Here is an 18,086-nt window from a genome sequence, read left to right on the forward strand (position 1 = left end):
GTTACAGGCTGGCGACGGTCTTGAGGAACGACGCGATCTTGCCGGCATCCTTGATGCCGGATGCGGATTCGACGCCGGACGAGACGTCGACCAATCGAGCGCCGCTGATGCTCACGGCCTCGGCGACATTGGCCGGGTCGAGGCCGCCCGACAATGCCCAGGGCAGGGGGTGTGCAAAGTCTTGGAGGAGCGACCAGTCAAACCGCAGCCCCATGCCGCCGGGCAGCTTCGCATCCTCCGGCACCTTCGCATCGTACAGCACGCGTTGCACGGCGCCACGCAGCGCATTTGCGCCGTCAAGATCGGCCCGCGTCTTTACCGCCACCGCGCCCCAGACGGGCAGGCGAGTGCGCGACCCAATCGAAGCCGCTCGCGCGGGTGTGACTCGATGAAGCTGAATTGCATCGAGCCGCCCGGCGCGAATCGCCTGATCGAGCAGCGCGTCCTCTGGATCCACAAAAACGCCAACTCGCCCGACGTGCGCTGGCACCCGCTGAGCTAATGCTGCGGCTTGTTCGATGGTCACATGGCGCGGAGAGGGCGGAAAGAAAACGAACCCGACATGACTTGCGCCTCCGGCAACCGCCGCGTCGAGTGTCTCGGCTGTAGATAGCCCACAAATCTTGGCGGATACCGGCATGTGTGCCCCTTGCCGCTAATCGAAGGCTTTGACCAGTACGACCATGCGCAGCGGGGGATCGAGCGAAATGGGAAAGGGGCGCGTGTCGCCATTGCGCGCGTAACCGTGCCGTTCATACCATGCGATCAACTCTGCCCGCTGCTCTATGACCGTCATTTCGATCCGGTTGGCACTGTACAATTCTCGTGCGGTGCCCTCGGCGGCGTGGATCAACCGCTTGCCGACGCCACTCGCCTGCCGCTGTGGATCGACGCATAGCAGGCCGAGATAGGCCAGGCGCCCGCCGCGGTTCGCCACGTTCACGCAGCCGATGGGTACCGAACCATCGAGCGCGATCAGCAGGCGGCTGTCGCCCGCAAGGAGGCTGTTCAACGTCGCCACGTCGGTTCGGTCGCCCGTGACCAGATCGGCTTCATGCGTCCAGCCCACTCGCGCCGTAACGCCGCGATAGGCACGCTCGACCACGGGATGGAGCGCCGCGATATCGCCCGGTGCCGCAGGGCGAACGGTCAGTGTCGACATGGCGTCGCCGCCAGCGCTAAAGCGTCGCTTCGATCTCACGCGCCGCCCGATCCGGATCGGCGGCCTGCGTGATCGGACGTCCGACGACAAGGATCGACGCACCCGCATCCAGCGCGGCTCGCGGCGTGACGACTCGCTTCTGGTCGCCGACCGGACCATTGGCCGGGCGCACGCCGGGCACGACGAAGAAGCCGTCTTTCCAGGCGGCGTGGGCTGCCTTCACTTCTTCGCCGGAGCATACGATCCCGTCGACCCCGGCCGAGCGCGCAAGTTCGGCCAGACGGACGACTTGCTCATGTGGGTCGGGCGATAGGCCGATCGATCGGAGGTCGCTGCCGTCCAGACTGGTCAGCATGGTCACGGCGACCACCTTCGTACCGGTTGGCGCAGCGGCTTTGGCATCCTCCAGCATCGCGCGCCCGCCCGATGCGTGCACCGTCAGGATCGCCGGGTTCAATGGCCGCAGCGCCTGGATCGCCTTGCCCACGGTGTTGGGAATGTCGTGCAGCTTGAGGTCGAGAAAGATGGGCAGGCCGGTATCCGCCATCTCGTGCACGCCATGGCGTCCGTTAGCCATGAAGAATTCGAGGCCCAGCTTGATGCCACCCACATGGTGCCGGACCCGGGCGGCAATTGCCTTCGCCTTTTCAAGGTCGGGCGTGTCGAGGGCGACGTAGATCGGGCTCATGGCTGCACCGCCGATGGCGTGGGCTCGACATCGACTGCTGGTGCCGGCTCGACGGTAGGAGGCGAGGGTGCCGCCTGAACCGCGCGCAGATCGGCCAGGGTGCGTTCCAGCATCGCGATCCGCTGTCGCCCGCGCCAGCGCGCGGCATGATAAAGCAGCATCATCGGCAGCAGTCCGATAAGGAATGCCACCAGGATCAGGAACGGCAGATTGACGTCCGCGACCAGGCCCGACCACAGTTGGATTTCGACCGGATGCCAGTTGGTGACCGCGAAGGCCGCGATGACGCCGAGAATGAGGAACCAGAACAGAGCCTTGAGAAACTGCACGCGCGCATCCCATGTCGTTGCGCGAGCCAGCTTAAGCCCGGATGGCGCGAGAAGCCAGCCTCAGCCGATTTCCTTGCGCAGCTGATCGAACAGCCCCGGAATGGCGGTCAAGCGTGGCGCCTCTTGATCCAGGATCGCGAGGAAGATGGATCGCTTGATCGATGCCACGCGCCCAGGGCCGAGCGTGGTCCCCGGCGGCAGGGTCGAGAGCACGATGTCGATAAGCCGCTCAGCGCCGTGCAGGCGGCCCCACAAATAGTCGTTCTCGCGATAGGCGCGGCTGAAAAAGGCGCCGAAATTGTTGAACTGAATCCCCTTGAGCGTTGCCCTTGCGCCGCCGGAACGGATCGCGGTCGCATCGTCAGGGGAGATGCGATCCACGCGTATCGGGTCGAATTCGTTCAACCCCTCACCCTGGAGCAAGGGCAGCGTCGCGATGTCAAAGAACGGGAAGCCGAGATAAGCGAGCAGCAACGGCCGGCGCATGTCCCTAGACAGCTGGCTGAGGCCCGCCGAAAGCCGCTCGTCCGTATCCCGGTCAAGCGTGCGCAGGTCCATGCGCGCGCCAAGCTGATCGAGCAGTGCGCCCGCGTCCGGATCGACGCTGCGGGCTGCCTCGCGCAGGCCGATGAACGGGTCGGCGCGCTGACATTCGAGATAGGTGGCGAGCGATTCGTAGATCGCCTCTCGCATCGGCGCCAGTTCGGCATTGGCGCTGGCTTGGTCGAGCTCGGTCAGCCGGCGGGCAAGCAGGCGAAGCCGGCGTATCCTGAAGCCGACGTCATGCGTCCGCAGCATGTCGAGCGTGGCCGGACTGGCCGAGGCTGCATGGCCCGTCGCGAAATCGTCCGCGCCGCGCCGCTCGATCTCCTGCCAGACGGCCTCGCGCAGCCGTCGCCAGCGCTGCGGCCCTGGCTGTTCGGCGATCTGGTGAAGATGGGTGGCGATGCGGTCGGCCACGCCCTCGACCTTCAACATGCCATAGGCGGTGTGGCCATAGCCCGCCTTGGCGGCGGCGGACACCTGTGCCCGGCTGCGCCAGGCGGCGAGCCGTTTGGGTGTCGGGTAGTCGAGGAACAGCGTGTAGCCGAACAGCGATTCGACCTGAGTTTCGACCTCGGCTCGAATACGCTCGACGATCGCCAACATGCGCTCGATGCGGGGGGGGCGGCCGCCGATCGCTTCCAGATTGTCGCGAATCGGTTGGTGGCGCGGCGGTTCGGACAGCGCGCCGATGATCGTCGGGAAGACGCCGGGCCGCCCCGCCGCCTCGCCATAGAAGCCGATGCGATGGCCGGGGGAGGGGTCGATGAAGACGAAGCGGCGATCGATCTGGCGGCGGGCAGGCCGTTCCTTCAAGGCGTCGATCGCCGGGCGGAATGGTGCGTTGGCCAGGACCGATCCGTCGATCAGCGCCGCCTTGTCGACCGCGTTGGCGGCATATTGACGGGGCAGCGCATGCTCGAGGAAATGCTCCCGCCCGGGCCACGCCATGCCGCGCTCGGCCAGCACGCCGTCAAGCTCGCCGACCGTGGCCGGCGGGAACGCGCCCGGAAAGCTGGATGTCGCGCGCGCGGCGAAAGCCAGTTCGGCTGCATGCGCAAATTCGGCATCGGGCTGGCCATGATCGGTGAACGAAAAGACCAGGCGGTGTTCGGTTTCGACCACTTCGGGTGGAGAGTTGAGTTTAAGCCGTTCTGGGTGACCGCGAAAGTCGGTGACGGTCACGAACAGGTCGAGCGGCTGGCCCGCCGGCAGCAGCCGTGGGCCGCACGGTGCCGTCGCCATGGCATCGAACGCATCCAGCAGCATGTCCAGCAGCTGCTTGCCGCCGAACGGCGGTTCGAACCAGCGCGAGCGAACGAACTTCTCGAGCTTCGCGCGTACTTCGGCACGGGCGCCTTGCTCGACCGTCTCCTCGACCGAATTGCCCCCTGAGGCCATCCAGGCGATCGGCAGCGCCCAGAATTTGGTCAGCTTGCTCGATGGCGCCTGATCCGGGTTCAGCAGCGCCTCGACATCTGCGGTCTGCAGCCACAGGTCGGTGAGGGGGTCGAGCGATTGGCCGGTGGCGATCGCCTGCGCCAGGAACACGCCATTGATCCCGCCCGCACTCGCCCCGGCGACGATATCCGTCATCGCGCGCAGCCGAATGCCGGTCGTGTCGCCGATTTCCTGCAGCAGTTGCTGATAAATCCCTTCGCTGCCATCGGCCGCGTCATGGCCGTCCAGGCTTGCCCGGCTGGCGCGGGCGAGGTGCCAGATCTCCTTGGTGATGCCGTGCATGTAGACGGCAAGGCTGATGCCGCCATAGCAGACCAGCGCGAGGCGCAGTTCCTTATCGGCCATGGGAAGCCATCATCAGGCGGGACGAACCTGCGCCCAGATCGGAAGATGATCGGACGCGGTGCGGGCAGATGCGGTTTCATGGACGCCGCATTCGGCGACGGTCAGTCCGGATGACACCATGATGCGGTCGAGCCGCGCGACGGGACGCCGCGCATGGAAAGAGCGTCCAGTGGGCGCGAAGGTGAAGTCGCGGCTGAAATCGCGCAGGCAGCCCGACTGGGCGCTCCAGTCGTTGAGATCGCCCATCATCACGGTGGGAAGGCGCTGCGTGCTCGCGTCGAGGTGCGACAGGATCGCATGCGCCTGCCGCCGTCGCCACAGACCCGACAGGTCGAGGTGCATTCCGACCACGCGCACGACATGGCCATTCACGCGAAGGTCGGCCATGACTGCGCCACGCGGTTCGAGCGCGGGCAGGTGGATCACCTCCTGATCCAGAATCTGTGCATCCTTGCGCACCAGGATGGCATTGCCGTGCCACCCCATGCTGCCCGTACGGACGCCGAACTGCACCGCCCTCCAGGGTGAATGCTCATCCAGCAGGTGCGGGGTAATCACGCCCTGCCGTTGACCGAAGCGACGGTCGCATTCCTGCAACGCGATTACATCGGCATCGATCTCGCGCAGCACCTCCAACGTTCGCTCGGGCCGGCGACGCCGATCGGTGCCGATCGATTTGCGCATGTTATAGCTGGCCACCTTCAGCATCATTCCTGTGTGCGGCGCGGACGGGCCAAGAGCAAGGGTCAGACGGAGATCGAGGGCGTTTGCGTGGACTGGCCGCGTGCCTCGTCCGCAGCGGCGATCAGGCTGTGACCGGTTGCTTCGGCAGCATCCGGCGTCATCGCGATGGCCACGCCATCCGGCCCATCCAGCAGAACGACGCCGACTTCGGCGCTGGCAATGCCGGCTTGCTGATGGGCCTCACGACCACGATCCGTCATCAACGCGTCCCCTCATTGTTGGGAATGATCGGCCGGTTGAACGTCGCGTCGCACGAAAATATCCCGATGGCCCGCACGGGTCGGCGCCCGCCGGCCTCGAGCAGCCGACGCGGCGCGACGAGTTCCCAGCTGATCGCGACGCGATCAGCCACGCGGTCCCAGTCGGTATCGCTCGTCAGATGAATGCCCACCCAGCCCGACGGGCCAAAATAGGGCGGGCGATAATAGAGGTCGGGCGCCATCTCGATCAGCATCGCCTGTTCTTCCGGCCCGCTGGTCTTGACGATGGCGGCCGTGACATCGTCTCCATGATGGTGATGCCAGAAGTAGGCGAACATCTTTCCCTTGCTGATCAGGAAGGCGGGCATGCCGTGCGAGCGCTTCTCCTCGGTCTCAGGCAAGGCGAGGGCGGCGGCGCGCAGCTTCTCGAGCGCTTGCGCCGCCTGCGGGTTCATCGGTTCAGCCATTCCCGAACAATGCGGGGATAGAGCTTGTGTTCCTCGGCCAATACCCGCGCGGCCAGGGTGTCGGGGGTGTCGCCCGGCAGGATCGGCACACGCGCCTGCCCGAGCACCTCGCCCCCATCGAGTTCTTCGGTGACGACGTGGACCGAGCAGCCAGCCTCGGCGTTCCCCGCCGCGATCGCCCGGGCATGGGTGTCCAGCCCCTTGTAGAGCGGAAGCAGCGAGGGATGAATATTGACGATCCGGCCGCGCCAGCGCTGAACGAAGCCGTCGGTCAGCAGGCGCATATAGCCGGCCAGCGCGATCGCCTCGACCCCGGCATCGCGTAACGCGGCGTCGATCCTCGCTTCATAGTCCGTCTTCGCCATGCCCTTGGGCGATTGCGCGAAAGTGGCAACGCCGTGGGCGGCAGCCCAGGCGAGGCCGGCGGCGTCAGGCTTGTCGGAAGCGACGAGTGCAACCTCGTACGGGGATTCCCGCGTCCGCGATGCTTCGACCAGCGTCTGCATGTTCGACCCACGGCCGGAGATGAGGATGCCGAGCCGGCGTTTAGCCATGGTGCGTGGCTGACCAGGCGGCCCGGGCGCTCCAGGTCTCGACCGAACCGGCGACGGTGCACCCTCGCTCGCCCGGCTGGATCGAACCGATGCGATGTACGGTCTCGCCTGCCTCGGCCAGCGCTGCGGCCACCGCCTCTGCCGCGTCCTCCTTTACCACCGCGACCATGCCGATGCCGCAGTTGAAGGTGCGCGCCATCTCCTCCGGCTCGATATTGCCCTGCGCTTGCAGGAACGCCATCAGTCTCGGCTGAGTCCAGGCATCGGCATCGACCCGCGCATGGCAACCTGCCGGTAATATGCGGGGAATGTTCTCGAGCAGCCCGCCCCCGGTAATATGGGCCAGACCATTGATCCGTCCATCACGAAGCAGTGGCAGCAGCGACTTCACATAGATGCGGGTCGGCGCCATCAGCGCGTCAAGCAGGATCGTTTCCTGGTCGAACAGCGCCGGGCGGTTGAGCTTCCAGCTCTTGTCTGCGGCAAGCCGGCGAACCAGGCTGAAGCCGTTGGAATGAACCCCGGTCGAGGCAAGCCCGAGCATCATGTCGCCCGGCGCGATGCGGCTGCCGTCGAGTAGCCGGTCCCGTTCGACAGCGCCCACGCAGAAGCCGGCAAGGTCATAGTCGCCATCGGCATACATGCCCGGCATCTCGGCCGTTTCGCCGCCGATCAGCGCACAGCCGGCTTGGCGACACCCCTCGGCGATACTGGCGATCACGCGCTCGGCCACGCCGGCAACCAGCTTGCCGCTGGCATAATAATCGAGGAAGAACAGCGGCTCGGCGCCTTGCACGATCAGATCGTTGGCGCACATCGCGACCAGGTCGATGCCGACCCCGTCATGCGCGTCATGCTCGATCGCCAGCTTCAATTTGGTGCCGACGCCGTCATTCGCGGCGACGAGCAGCGGATCGCTGAACCCCGCTGCCTTGAGGTCGAACAGGCCGCCGAACCCGCCAAGATCCGCGTCCGCGCCGGGGCGGCGGGTGGAGCGGGCGAGCGGGGCGATCGCCTTGACCAGTGCGTTCCCGGCATCGATCGAAACGCCGGCCTGGGCGTAGGTATAGGGCTTTGGATCGGTCATGCAGCGCCCCCTAGTCATATCGCGCTTGGATTTCCACGTTTGCTTCGCCAAAAGGGCGCCGAATGTTTGCCCGCGTCTCACCCTGGTTCATCGCAACCGCCGCTCTTGGCATGGTCGCATCCGCAGGCCTCGCTCTCGCGCAAGCTGGCAAGGGCGCGGCCGGAGAAAGCAGCCGGGCGATCGGCGACAGTTCGGGCAGCTTCGAAGTTTCCGGCGTCGATGTCGATGTGCGCGGCGGGGATGCCGCCTCGGCGCGAATGGGCGGATGGCGACTGGCGCAGCGCAAGGCCTGGGGCATGCTGGCACAGCGGCTGGCGGGGCGAACCGCCACGCTTTCGGACTCAACGCTCGACGGCCTGGTCACGGGCATCATCATCGAGCGTGAGCAGATCGGTCCGAACCGCTATGTGGCGCGGCTTGGCGTGCTGTTCGATCGCGGGCGGGCGGCATCGGTGCTTGGCGTTCAGGGTCAGATGCTCCGGTCGCCGCCGATGCTGCTGGTCCCCGTGCAGATCTCCGGCGGCGCGCATCGCGTATTCGAAGGCGACAGCGCCTTTGCCGAGGGGTGGAAGCGGTTTCGCACTGGCAACAGCGCGATCGACTATGTGCGGCCCGGCGGCACCGGACCTGACCGGCTGCTGATGAACGCGGGGCAGATCATCCGACGCGAACGCGGTTGGTGGCGCTCGATTATCGATCAGTATGGCGCTGCCGACGTATTGACGCCGACGGTCGAGTTGCGACGCAGCTATCCGGGCGGGCCGATCGTCGGCGTGTTCACGGCCAATCACGGTCCAGACAACCGCCGCATTGCGCAGTTCGTGCTGCGGGTGAACGATGGGAACGCGTTGCCTGCACTGATCGACGCCGGAATACAGCGGATCGACAAGGCATATCAGGACGCGCTGCGCGCCGGTATCCTTAAAACGGACACGCTGCTCGCGACCGAGCCGCCCAAGCCCGAGGTCCCGGTCGAGGAAGAGACCGGAGTCGAGGAGGCGCTGAACACGGGGGACACGCCACAGGTCGCCACGGGATCGACTTTCACCATCCAGTTCGACACGCCCGGGGTCGCGGCGGTATCGAGCGGTGAAGCAGCAATCCGGTCCGTACCCGGCGTGAGTTCGGCCAGCACGACCAGCCTGGCACTGGGCGGCGTATCGCTGATGCGCGTCACCTATAATGGCATTCAGACCGGCCTGCGGGCCGCGCTGGAAGCACGCGGCTGGCAGGTACAGGAAGGTGCGGGCGTCCTGCGCATCCGTCGTGGCGCGCAGGCGCCGGCACCGGCCAGCCAGCCGGTACCCGCCGATGCCGGGAACAGCAGCGACGGATGAGCCAGCTGTCCCTGCCGCTCGACCGGCCGGCCGGCGCGCGTGAGGATCATTTCCTGGTGGGGCAGGCGAACGAGCGTGCCGTGCAGATGCTCGATCGTTGGGCAACCTGGCCGGTGATGACCGCGATCATCACGGGCCCGCGTAAGTCGGGCCGCAGCTTGCTTGCGCGCACCATGGTGGCACGGAGCGGCGGGGCGGTGATCGACGATGCCGATTTGCAGAGCGAGACGATGCTCTTCCACGCCTGGAACGAGGCACAGTCCGAGCGGCGGCCGCTATTTCTGGTCGCGAACGATGCCCCGCCAGAGTGGGACGTCAAGCTTCCTGACCTTCGATCGCGCTTGGCCAGCAGCCCGCTCGCGCGGATCGATGAGCCGGACGATGCGCTGGCAGTCGGTATCCTGCGTCAGTTCTTCGATCGTCATGAACTTGTCGCACAGGACGATGTAGTGGCGTGGGTGATGCGGCGGATCGAACGAACCTATCTGTCGATTCTGCGAACTGGCGAAGCCTTGGAGGAGGACGCCAGTCGCCGTCGCAACCGACGCTTGTCGATCCCGACGGCGCGCGCCACATTGACCGGGGCCGGCCTGCTAAGGGACGCCGGCGCGTCGGGCTGAAACGAGGAAGCATGTCGAGCCGTCCGCAAACCGCCAGCGATCCTGCCGATTCAGCCGTTGGCGCAGGGCCGCGCTACTTCAACCGCGAGCTGTCGTGGCTGGCGTTCAATCGCCGAGTGATGGAGGAGGCGTGCAACACGGCGCATCCCTTGCTTGAGCGGCTACGTTTCCTGTCGATCTCGGGCTCGAACCTCGACGAATTCTTCATGGTGCGGGTCGCCGGCCTCAAGGGCCAGCAGATGCAGGAGGTCGAGGCTCATTCCGCCGACGGCCTGACCCCGGCGCAGCAGCTGGCAGCGATCGTCGACGAGGCTAGCGAACTGGTCGACAGTCAGCAGGCGGTGTGGAACGACATCGTCGGCGAACTGGACGAACGCGGGATCGAAGTGCTCGATGCCGACGAGATCGCGGGACCCGTCGCCGAATGGATCGAGGATCATTTTCGCACGCAGATATTCCCGATCCTGACGCCTCAGGCACTCGATCCGGCGCATCCCTTTCCGTTCATCCCGAACAAGGGCCTGAGCGTCATCTTCGACCTGGTGCGCAGGAGCGATGGCGAGCCGATCCGGGAGCTGGTCCTGCTGCCGCCCGCGTCGCCGCGGTTCGTGCGCATGCCCGGGGATAACGCCTGCTATGTCACGGTCGAAACGCTGCTCAAGCGGTTCTCGACGCTGCTCTTTCCGGGGTACGAGGTAAAGGGGGCGGCGACGTTCCGCGTGCTGCGCGACAGCGACATCGAGCTGGAGGAGGAGGCGGAAGATCTGGTTTTGTACTTCCGCAGCGCGATCAAGCGTCGCCGGCGCGGGCGCGTTATCCGGCTCGAGATGGAAGAGGGCATCCATCCCGAGCTGGAAGCCGTGCTGAAGGAGGAACTGGGCGGCAGCGAAGCGCTGTTGACCGAAACCGGCGGGTTCCTGGGGATCGGCGACCTTGCGATGATCGTCGAGGAGGATCGGCCAGACCTCAAGTTCCCGCCCTTTTCACCGCGTTTCCCCGAGCGCGTGCGCGATTTCGGCGGCGACTGTTTCGCTGCGATCCGCGCCAAGGACATTATCGTCCACCATCCGTACGAAACGTTCGATGTCGTGCTTGCCTTTCTCAAGCAGGCGGCGAGCGATCCTGATGTGGTGGCGATCAAGCAGACGCTATACCGTGCGGGCAAGCAGTCGGCGGTGATCCAGGCGCTGATCGCCGCGGCGGAGGCCGGCAAGTCGGTGACCGCCGTGGTCGAGTTGAAAGCCCGGTTTGATGAGGAGCAGAACCTCTACTGGGCGTCGGCACTGGAACGCGCTGGCGTGCAGGTGATCTATGGCTTCACTACATGGAAGACCCACGCCAAGGTGTCGATGGTGGTGCGGCGCGAGGGCGACGAGTTCCGCACCTACTGCCATTTCGGAACCGGCAATTATCATCCGGTCACGGCACGTATCTATACCGATCTCAGCTTCTTCACCGCGGATCCGGCGATGGGGCGTGATGCGGCGAAAATCTTCAACTACGTCACGGGCTATGTCGAGCCGGAGGGGCTGGAACGGCTGACCGTTTCGCCGCGCCATCTGCGCGAGCGCTTGATCGAGTTGGTCGATGCTGAGATCGCAAATGCCCTTGCCGGCAAGCCGTCGGCGATCTGGGCCAAGATGAACAGCCTGGTCGATCCCACCATGATCGACAAGCTGTACGAGGCAAGCAATGCAGGGGTCGAAATCGACCTGATCGTGCGGGGCATCTGCTGCCTGCGGCCGGGGATCGCGGGCATGAGCGAAAATATCTCGGTCAAGTCGGTTGTCGGACGGTTCCTGGAGCACAGCCGGATTTGGGCGTTCGGCAATGGCGAGGCATTGCCCAACGACGGTGCGAAGCTGTTCATATCCTCGGCCGACTGGATGCCGCGCAACTTCGACCGGCGCGTGGAGTTCATGCTTCCGATCCTCAACCATACCGTGCATGATCAGGTGCTGGACCAGGTGATGGTCGCCAACCTGATCGACGACGAGCAGAGCTGGGAGCTGGAAAGCGATGGCCGCTATGTGCGCGAGGTGCCCGGCCGCAAGCCGTTCAACCTGCACCGCTATTTCATGACCAACCCTTCGCTGTCCGGGCGCGGTGCTGCGCTCGCCAAGAGCGTCGCGGTCCCCAAGCTGTCGCTGCGCCGCTGGCGCGCGGAGCGGAACGGATGAGCGTGACCCAACTGCTGTTTCGTAAAGTCCGGCCGCAAGCGCCGGTAGCATCGAGTCGCGCGGCGATCATCGACATTGGATCGAACTCGATCCGCCTGGTCGTCTATGACGGCACCGCACGGCTACCGGCCACGCTGTTCAACGAGAAGGTCATGGCCGGCCTTGGCCGCTCGCTGGCCGAAACCGGCAGCATCGACGAAGCGGCGCTGACGACGGCGACGACGGCCCTCGCTCGCTTCGCCAGTCTTGCCCGGGAGATGGAGGTCGACAGCATCCGCACGGTCGCGACGGCAGCGGTGCGCGAAGCGTCGAATGGGGAGCAGCTGATCGCCGTCGCCCGCTCGCTGGGGCTCGACGTTGAACTGTTATCGGGTGAGGCCGAGGCACTGGCGGCGGGCTATGGCGTGTTGTCGGGCATTCCCGAGGCGGATGGCATCGTGGGCGACTTGGGTGGCGGGTCGCTGGAACTAGTTCGCGTCGTCGCCGGGACGGTGACTGATCGCGTCTCGTTCCCGCTCGGCGTGCTGCGGCTCGGCGCGATCCGGGCAAAGGGCAAGGGGACGCTCGACAGGACCGTCGCGGCGCTGCTTGCGCAGGCGGGCTGGACCGGACGGGGGGAGGGGTTGCCCTTCTATCTCGTCGGCGGGTCATGGCGCGCAATGGCGCGGCTCGACATGCACCTGAGCGGCTATCCCCTGCCGGTAATCCACGAATATCGCATGTCGGCCCAGACCGTCACGCGGCTGCAGCGCACGATCGCCCAGCTGGGCAAGAACAAGATGCGCGGCGTGCCCAACATCTCGTCAGGGCGCATCGCAACGATGGAGGATGCGGCCGCGCTGCTGGGCGTATTGTTGAAGCACCTGGATAGCAGCGAAACCGTGGTGTCGGCCTTTGGACTGCGTGAGGGGCTGTTGTTCGGGCGGTTGAGCGCGGAGGAACGACGCGAGGACCCGCTGATCGCCGCAGCACGGGACGAGGCCGAGCGGTTCGGGCGCTTTCCGGAACATGGCGACTTGCTCGACGAATGGGTCGCGCCGCTGTTCGGCGGGGAGGATGCGGAACTGGCGCGGCTGAGGCATGCGGCATGTCTGCTGGCCGATGTGGGCTGGCGCGCGAACCCGGAGTTCCGGGCCGAGCGTGGGCTTGAGATCGCGCTGCACGGCAATTGGGTCGGCATCGACGCGCGCGGGCGGGCGCTGCTGGCGCAGGCGCTGTTCACCTCGCTGGGTGGCGGCCTGGAATCGCCGCCGCCGGTCGGGCAGTTGGCGTCGATCGACGATATCGAACGCGCCAAGCTGTGGGGCCTGGCAATGCGGCTCGGCCAGCGGCTGAGCGGCGGGATCGCCGGGCCCCTGCGGCGATCGTCGCTGGAGGCCGATGGTGAGCGGCTGGTGCTGCATCTGGAGGCCGACCATGCGGCGCTCTATGGCCAGGCAGTGGAAAAGCGGCATCGCGCGCTGGCGGGTGCGTTGGGGCTGACGGCCGCGGTCGAGCTTTAGGCTGCGGCGAACGTTGCAAAGGTTGCCCATGCAGCAGCCGGCAGGATGATGGATAGCGGTGGCAAAGAGCGGGGGGTAGCGAACCCGCGCCAGTCAAGCAGGCGAAATCCTAAATGTCTCCCAACAAAGCAGGGCTGGCGGTTGGCGATCGGTCGTCGCCAACCATCCTGCACGCTGCCGGGCCGAAAAGGTCAGCCGCAGCGGGCGGCCTGGATCATGTTCGCGTCGTCGAGTTCGAGGTTCAGCCGGTCGGAGCGGAAGTCCATCGTGACGGCCATGCCGGGCTTGATCATGCGCACGCTGCGGGCGCCGGAGCGCGTCCTGGCCCGTTCGACTACATCGGGGCTGGCTTCGCGGCCGACCAGCGGCTGAACGCGGTCAGCATTGCACTGGACGCCGAGGCGGTCTTCGGCTGCGGGCGACATGGCCGCGCACGCGGCGAGGGGGAGGGTCAGGATAGCGATGGAAAGGCGGATCATGGCTGCTGCTCCTCGGTGCGCGTCATCTTGAGCTTACCATTGCGCACGGTGAACCCAAGCTGTCCCTCGACCAATGCCAGCGCATCGCGGCCAAACTGTTCAAAACGCCAGCCGTTGAGGATCGACAGCCCGTCGCGCTGCCCGGCGGCAAGCGCCTCGAGATCGTCGGTGCGCGCAAGCAGGCGCGCGGCGACGTTGATGTCACGGGCGCGGATCTTGAGTAGCAGTTTCAGGAGGTCGGCGACCAGTGCGCCTTCCTTGCCGAGCGGCAGCTTGCGATCGTCGCGTGCCGGCATCTCGCTGGCCGGCATGGCCGTCGCGCCCTCGATCGCCGCCATCAGCCGCCCACCGATATCGTTGCCGGCCCAGGTGGCCGAGAGGCCGCGCACCTTGGCGAGATCGCCCTGACGGCGCGGCGGGTTTCCGGCGAGGTCGGCGATCGTCTCGTCCTTGACGATGCGGCCGCGCGGCAGGTTCTTGTTCTGCGCTTCGAGCTCGCGCCAGCGGGCCAGCGCCTTCAAACGGCCGAGCACTTCGGGCTTGCGGCTGGAGATGCGGATGCGCTGCCACGCATTATCGGGGTCGCTGCGATAGTTTTCGGGATCGCCGATCCGTTCCATTTCCTCGTCCAGCCAGTCGCCGCGCCCGGTCTTGCGCAGCTTCTCAAGCATCTTGGGAAAGATTTCGGACAGGTAGGTCACGTCGCAGATCGCATAATCGATCTGCCGCTTGTCGAGTGGGCGGCGCGACCAGTCGGTAAAGCGCGCGCCTTTGTCGACCGTAATGCCGAGATAGGTTTCAACGAGGTTGGAATAGCCGATCTGCTCGCCCTGGCCGAGCGCCATGGCCGCAACCTGCGTATCGAACAGCGGGTGCGGCGTCTTGCCGGTGAGGTTGTAGACGATCTCGAGATCCTGGCCGCCGGCGTGAAAGACCTTCAGCACGTCCTCGTTATTCACCAGCAGGTCGAGAAGGGGGGTCATGTCGAGGCCCGGCGCCATCGGATCGATCGCGGCGGCTTCGTTGGTGTCGGCAATCTGGATCAGGCACAGCTCGGGCCAGAAGGTGTTCTCGCGCATGAACTCCGTATCGACGGTGACGAAGGGCTGCTGGGCCAGACGGGCGCAGAGATTGGCGAGGGTAGCCGAGTCCGTGATCAGGTCGTGAATATGCATCGCGCGCCCATAGACCCGCGCGCGCGGGTTGACAAAGGGGGCCGTGGCGGGGAAGCGCGCGGCCTTGGATTTACCGTCGTCCTCGCGCGGGCGGGGTCTCGTGCCAGCGGCGTCGCGCACGCCGCCTGAGATCCCGGCTTTCGCCGGGACGACGTTTGAGTGAGATGACACACATGCATGCCTATCGTTCGCACACCTGCGGCGCCCTGACCGCCGCGCAAGTCGGTGAGACCGTCCGCCTTTCGGGCTGGATCCACCGCAAGCGCGACCATGGCGGCGTGTTGTTCGTCGATCTGCGCGATCATTATGGCGTGACGCAGATCGTCGCCGATAGCGATTCGCCCGCGCTGCCGGTGCTGGAGGGCCTTCGCGTCGAGTCGGTCGTGACGATCGATGGCGTGGTGAAGGCGCGCGGCGAGGGGACCGTGAACGCGAACCTTGCGACCGGCGAGATCGAGGTGTTCGCAAAAGGCGTGACGGTGCAGTCGGCGGCACAGGAGTTGCCGATGCCGGTTTTCGGCGACAGCGAGTATCCTGAGGAAATCCGCCTACGGAATCGCTTCCTCGACCTGCGTCGCGACCAGTTGCACGCCAACATCATGTTGCGCAGCCATGTGATCGCAAGCCTGCGCCGGCGGATGATCGACCAGGGCTTTACCGAGTTCCAGACGCCGATCCTGACCGCATCGTCGCCCGAGGGCGCGCGCGACTATCTGGTGCCGAGCCGGGTGCATCCTGGGAAATTCTATGCGCTGCCGCAGGCGCCGCAGATGTTCAAGCAGCTGCTGATGGTGGCGGGCTTCGACCGCTATTTCCAGATTGCGCCGTGCTTCCGCGACGAGGACGCGCGCGCCGACCGTAGCCCGGGCGAATTCTATCAGCTCGATTTCGAGATGAGCTATGTCACGCAGGACGATGTGTTCGCGGCGATTGAGCCGGTGCTGCATGGCGTGTTCGAGGAGTTTGCCAACTGGCAGGGCAAGGGCCGCACGGTCAGCCCGCTGCCGTTCAAGCGTATTCCATATCGCGAATCGATGCTGAAATACGGCAACGACAAGCCCGACCTGCGCAATCCGATCGTCATCGGGGATGTGAGCGAGTTCTTCCGTGGATCGGGCTTCGGGCGCTTCGCTTCGATCGTCGAGGGCGGCGATGTGGTGCGCGCGATTCCCGCGCCGGGCACGCAAGAGAAGTCGCGCAAGTTCTTCGACGACATGAACAGCTGGGCGCAGAGCGAGGGCTTCCCGGGCCTTGGCTATGCGACGCAGAAGGACGGCGTGTTTGGCGGGCCGATCGCGAACAACCATGGCCAGGAGGGCATGAAGGCGATCGCCGATGCGCTCGGCCTAGGTCCGAACGACGGCGTCTTCTTTGCCGCGGGCAAGGAAGCGCAGGCGGCGAAGCTGGCGGGGCTGGCGCGCACCCGCGCGGCCGAGCAGCTCGACCTGATCGACAAGAGCCGCTTCGAATTCTGCTGGATCGTCGATTTCCCGATGTTCGAATATGACGAGGACGCCAAGAAGATCGACTTCAGCCACAATCCCTTCAGCATGCCGCAGGGTGAGCTGGAGGCGCTGGAGACCAAGGATCCGCTCGACATCCTGGCATGGCAATATGACATCGTGTGCAACGGTATCGAGCTGTCGTCCGGCGCGATCCGGAACCACCGGCCGGAGATCATGTACAAGGCGTTCGAGATTGCCGGCTATACGCAGGAACAGGTCGACGCGAACTTCAGCGGGATGATCAATGCGTTCAAATATGGCGCGCCGCCGCATGGCGGATCGGCGCCGGGCGTGGACCGCATCGTCATGCTGCTGGCCGATCAGCCGAACATCCGCGAGGTTATCGTCTTCCCGATGAACCAGCGCGCCGAGGACCTGATGATGCAGGCGCCGTCGCCGGTGAGCGAGAAGCAGCTCAAGGAACTGAGCATCCGGCTGGCACCGGGCGTCACGCTCGACTAGTATCCTCTGATACCGGCCGGCGAGATGCCGGCTGGTCGGAGGATGAGGATGCTGGACGGTTCAGGGACGAGCGCGCGTGCGCGGGCAGAGGCCGTCGTCGGCCTCGCCGACCTGTTCACCATCGGCATCGGGCCGTCATCGTCCCACACGGTCGGGCCGATGCGGGCGGGATATGGTTTTGCCGAGGCGGCGCTGGATCGTGGCAAGCCGGCGTCCGTGTCATGCGAGCTGTTCGGATCGCTGGCGCTGACCGGCAAAGGCCATGGCACCGACACGGCGGTGATGCTGGGGCTGGCAGGGCATCAGCCGGAATGCGTAGACCCCGATGCGGTCCCCTCGATGGTCGCGACCATCCGTGCCGAGGGCAAGCTGAAGCTGTGCGGCCTGGCAACAGTGCCGTTCGTCGAAGGCACGCACCTGATCTTTCGCGACGATTGCTTCCTGAGCGCGCATCCGAACGGGATGCGTTTCGTGGCGCATTATGCGGATAGCGAGCCGTACGAGACGTTTTGGTATTCGATCGGCGGTGGCGCGGTGGTCGAGGGCGGGTGCGAGCCGCCGCAGACCAATGTGACGCTGCCTTTCGCCTTTTCGTCGGGCGCGGAACTGCTGGCGGTGGGCGCGGCGGAGGGTAAGTCGATTGCCGATATCGTACGCGCCAACGAGGCCGCGTGGCGGGATGATGGTGAAACCGACGCGTTCCTCGACTCGCTGCGCGCTGCGATGTCGGCATGTATCGAGCGGGGCATGCGCGGGGCGGGCGAGTTGCCGGGCGGCCTGAAGGTCAAACGGCGCGCGCGCGATCTGCATGCGCGGCTGATCGCGCGGGGGCCGCGTTCCGATCCCTCACTCGTTTTCGACTGGGTGAGCCTGTGGGCGCTCGCGGTGAACGAGGAAAATGCCGCGGGCGGCCGCGTGGTGACCGCACCGACGAACGGCGCGGCAGGGGTGATCCCGGCCGTGCTACGCTATTACGAGACGTTCTGCGCGTCGCCGAGCCCGGCGGGCGCGAGAACGTTCCTGCTGACGGCGGCGGCCATTGGATTTTTGTACAAGAAGCGCGCGTCGATCTCGGCAGCAGAAATGGGCTGCCAGGGCGAGGTCGGCGTTGCCTGTTCGATGGCGGCGTGTTGTTCGTCGATCTGCGCGATCATTATGGCGTGACGCAGATCGTCGCCGATAGCGATTCGCCCGCGCTGCCGGTGCTGGAGGGCCTTCGCGTCGAGTCGGTCGTGACGATCGATGG

The 18,086-nt window shown here is 65.8% G+C and carries 17 protein-coding genes and 1 pseudogene; 6 read left to right on the plus strand and 12 right to left on the minus strand.

Features of this window, described 5'->3' with window-relative positions; genetic code table 11:
- Position 1: 1 nt before the first annotated feature.
- Genes BFL28_RS02045 through purM form a run of 10 tightly spaced genes read right to left on the minus strand, consistent with a single transcriptional unit; the run spans position 2 to position 7,580 of the window.
- The gene (locus tag BFL28_RS02045) at positions 2-640 is read right to left on the minus strand and encodes a phosphoribosylanthranilate isomerase (protein WP_069318969.1); all 639 of its coding nucleotides are present in this window, start codon (positions 638-640) and stop codon (positions 2-4) included.
- A 15-nt stretch (positions 641-655) separates the two neighbouring features.
- Positions 656-1,162 (minus strand): GNAT family N-acetyltransferase, encoded by a 507-nt coding sequence (locus BFL28_RS02050; RefSeq protein ID WP_173655654.1) that lies wholly within the window; start codon positions 1,160-1,162, stop codon positions 656-658.
- Between the two features lie 16 nt (positions 1,163-1,178).
- A complete protein-coding gene (gene pyrF, locus BFL28_RS02055) occupies positions 1,179-1,850 on the minus strand; it encodes an orotidine-5'-phosphate decarboxylase (RefSeq protein ID WP_069318970.1) in 672 nt (223 codons plus the stop codon).
- Entirely contained in the window at positions 1,847-2,179 is a 333-nt protein-coding gene (locus BFL28_RS02060; protein WP_069318971.1) for a lipopolysaccharide assembly protein LapA domain-containing protein, read from the minus strand. The genes pyrF and BFL28_RS02060 overlap by 4 nt, the downstream gene beginning before the upstream one ends.
- Positions 2,180-2,239: 60 nt before the next feature.
- Positions 2,240-4,528 (minus strand): patatin-like protein, encoded by a 2,289-nt coding sequence (locus BFL28_RS02065; protein ID WP_069318972.1) that lies wholly within the window; start codon positions 4,526-4,528, stop codon positions 2,240-2,242.
- Between the two features lie 12 nt (positions 4,529-4,540).
- Positions 4,541-5,236 carry an endonuclease/exonuclease/phosphatase family protein gene (locus tag BFL28_RS02070; RefSeq protein WP_069319002.1) on the minus strand — a complete coding sequence of 232 codons (696 nt, stop codon included), beginning with the start codon at positions 5,234-5,236 and terminating at the stop codon, positions 4,541-4,543.
- Between the two features lie 38 nt (positions 5,237-5,274).
- A complete protein-coding gene (locus tag BFL28_RS02075) occupies positions 5,275-5,472 on the minus strand; it encodes a hypothetical protein (RefSeq protein ID WP_069318973.1) in 198 nt (65 codons plus the stop codon).
- Positions 5,472-5,939, minus strand: a complete 468-nt coding sequence (locus BFL28_RS02080; RefSeq protein WP_241527187.1) for an MmcQ/YjbR family DNA-binding protein — start codon at positions 5,937-5,939, stop codon at positions 5,472-5,474. Before BFL28_RS02080 ends, BFL28_RS02075 begins: the two co-directional genes overlap by 1 nt.
- A complete protein-coding gene (purN, locus tag BFL28_RS02085; RefSeq protein WP_069318975.1) occupies positions 5,924-6,493 on the minus strand; it encodes a phosphoribosylglycinamide formyltransferase in 570 nt (189 codons plus the stop codon). Before purN ends, BFL28_RS02080 begins: the two co-directional genes overlap by 16 nt.
- Complete coding sequence (purM, locus tag BFL28_RS02090) at positions 6,486-7,580, minus strand: phosphoribosylformylglycinamidine cyclo-ligase (protein WP_069318976.1); 1,095 nt, start codon at positions 7,578-7,580, stop codon at positions 6,486-6,488. The genes purN and purM overlap by 8 nt, the downstream gene beginning before the upstream one ends.
- Positions 7,581-7,642: 62 nt before the next feature.
- Here purM and BFL28_RS02095 point away from each other — a divergent pair, with 62 nt between their 5' ends.
- From BFL28_RS02095 to BFL28_RS02110, 4 genes are read left to right on the plus strand one after another with little or no spacing between them, the layout of a single operon-like run.
- Entirely contained in the window at positions 7,643-8,917 is a 1,275-nt protein-coding gene (locus BFL28_RS02095) for a hypothetical protein (protein ID WP_069318977.1), read from the plus strand.
- Complete coding sequence (locus BFL28_RS02100) at positions 8,914-9,537, plus strand: P-loop NTPase family protein (RefSeq protein ID WP_069318978.1); 624 nt, start codon at positions 8,914-8,916, stop codon at positions 9,535-9,537. Before BFL28_RS02095 ends, BFL28_RS02100 begins: the two co-directional genes overlap by 4 nt.
- Before the next feature lie 11 nt (positions 9,538-9,548).
- Complete coding sequence (locus BFL28_RS02105; RefSeq protein ID WP_069318979.1) at positions 9,549-11,717, plus strand: RNA degradosome polyphosphate kinase; 2,169 nt, start codon at positions 9,549-9,551, stop codon at positions 11,715-11,717.
- Positions 11,714-13,219 (plus strand): Ppx/GppA family phosphatase, encoded by a 1,506-nt coding sequence (locus BFL28_RS02110; RefSeq protein WP_079246873.1) that lies wholly within the window; start codon positions 11,714-11,716, stop codon positions 13,217-13,219. Before BFL28_RS02105 ends, BFL28_RS02110 begins: the two co-directional genes overlap by 4 nt.
- Positions 13,220-13,410: 191 nt before the next feature.
- Here BFL28_RS02110 and BFL28_RS02115 read toward each other — a convergent pair whose 3' ends face one another.
- Positions 13,411-13,698: an I78 family peptidase inhibitor gene (locus BFL28_RS02115; protein ID WP_069318980.1), complete on the minus strand. Its 288-nt coding sequence runs from the start codon at positions 13,696-13,698 to the stop codon at positions 13,411-13,413.
- On the minus strand, positions 13,695-14,873 hold the full coding sequence (rnd, locus tag BFL28_RS02120) for a ribonuclease D (protein WP_069319004.1): 1,179 nt from the start codon (positions 14,871-14,873) through the stop codon (positions 13,695-13,697). Before rnd ends, BFL28_RS02115 begins: the two co-directional genes overlap by 4 nt.
- A 173-nt stretch (positions 14,874-15,046) precedes the next feature.
- Between rnd and aspS the strand changes: the two genes are divergently transcribed.
- Positions 15,047-16,840: an aspartate--tRNA ligase gene (gene aspS / locus BFL28_RS02125; protein WP_069318981.1), complete on the plus strand. Its 1,794-nt coding sequence runs from the start codon at positions 15,047-15,049 to the stop codon at positions 16,838-16,840.
- Between the two features lie 48 nt (positions 16,841-16,888).
- Positions 16,889-17,968, plus strand: a pseudogene (locus BFL28_RS02130) (L-serine ammonia-lyase); the annotation flags it as partial.
- Between the last annotated feature and the right edge of the window lie 118 nt (positions 17,969-18,086).

It is taken from the genome of Sphingomonas turrisvirgatae (assembly GCF_001721295.1).
In the GTDB taxonomy this organism is placed as follows: Bacteria; Pseudomonadota; Alphaproteobacteria; order Sphingomonadales; family Sphingomonadaceae; genus Sphingomonas; species Sphingomonas turrisvirgatae.

What these genes read in the sequence shown, in the direction of transcription:
- BFL28_RS02045 (WP_069318969.1), bottom strand. Translation starts at nt 640, where the DNA reads ATGCCGGTATCCGCCAAGATTTGTGGGCTATCTACAGCCGAGACACTC.
- BFL28_RS02050 (WP_173655654.1), bottom strand. Translation starts at nt 1,162, where the DNA reads ATGTCGACACTGACCGTTCGCCCTGCGGCACCGGGCGATATCGCGGCG.
- pyrF (WP_069318970.1), bottom strand. Translation starts at nt 1,850, where the DNA reads ATGAGCCCGATCTACGTCGCCCTCGACACGCCCGACCTTGAAAAGGCG.
- BFL28_RS02065 (WP_069318972.1), bottom strand. Translation starts at nt 4,528, where the DNA reads ATGGCCGATAAGGAACTGCGCCTCGCGCTGGTCTGCTATGGCGGCATC.
- BFL28_RS02070 (WP_069319002.1), bottom strand. Translation starts at nt 5,236, where the DNA reads ATGCTGAAGGTGGCCAGCTATAACATGCGCAAATCGATCGGCACCGAT.
- BFL28_RS02075 (WP_069318973.1), bottom strand. Translation starts at nt 5,472, where the DNA reads ATGACGGATCGTGGTCGTGAGGCCCATCAGCAAGCCGGCATTGCCAGC.
- BFL28_RS02080 (WP_241527187.1), bottom strand. Translation starts at nt 5,939, where the DNA reads ATGGCTGAACCGATGAACCCGCAGGCGGCGCAAGCGCTCGAGAAGCTG.
- purN (WP_069318975.1), bottom strand. Translation starts at nt 6,493, where the DNA reads ATGGCTAAACGCCGGCTCGGCATCCTCATCTCCGGCCGTGGGTCGAAC.
- purM (WP_069318976.1), bottom strand. Translation starts at nt 7,580, where the DNA reads ATGACCGATCCAAAGCCCTATACCTACGCCCAGGCCGGCGTTTCGATC.
- BFL28_RS02095 (WP_069318977.1), top strand. Translation starts at nt 7,643, where the DNA reads ATGTTTGCCCGCGTCTCACCCTGGTTCATCGCAACCGCCGCTCTTGGC.
- BFL28_RS02100 (WP_069318978.1), top strand. Translation starts at nt 8,914, where the DNA reads ATGAGCCAGCTGTCCCTGCCGCTCGACCGGCCGGCCGGCGCGCGTGAG.
- BFL28_RS02105 (WP_069318979.1), top strand. Translation starts at nt 9,549, where the DNA reads ATGTCGAGCCGTCCGCAAACCGCCAGCGATCCTGCCGATTCAGCCGTT.
- BFL28_RS02110 (WP_079246873.1), top strand. Translation starts at nt 11,714, where the DNA reads ATGAGCGTGACCCAACTGCTGTTTCGTAAAGTCCGGCCGCAAGCGCCG.
- BFL28_RS02115 (WP_069318980.1), bottom strand. Translation starts at nt 13,698, where the DNA reads ATGATCCGCCTTTCCATCGCTATCCTGACCCTCCCCCTCGCCGCGTGC.
- rnd (WP_069319004.1), bottom strand. Translation starts at nt 14,873, where the DNA reads ATGCATATTCACGACCTGATCACGGACTCGGCTACCCTCGCCAATCTC.
- aspS (WP_069318981.1), top strand. Translation starts at nt 15,047, where the DNA reads ATGCATGCCTATCGTTCGCACACCTGCGGCGCCCTGACCGCCGCGCAA.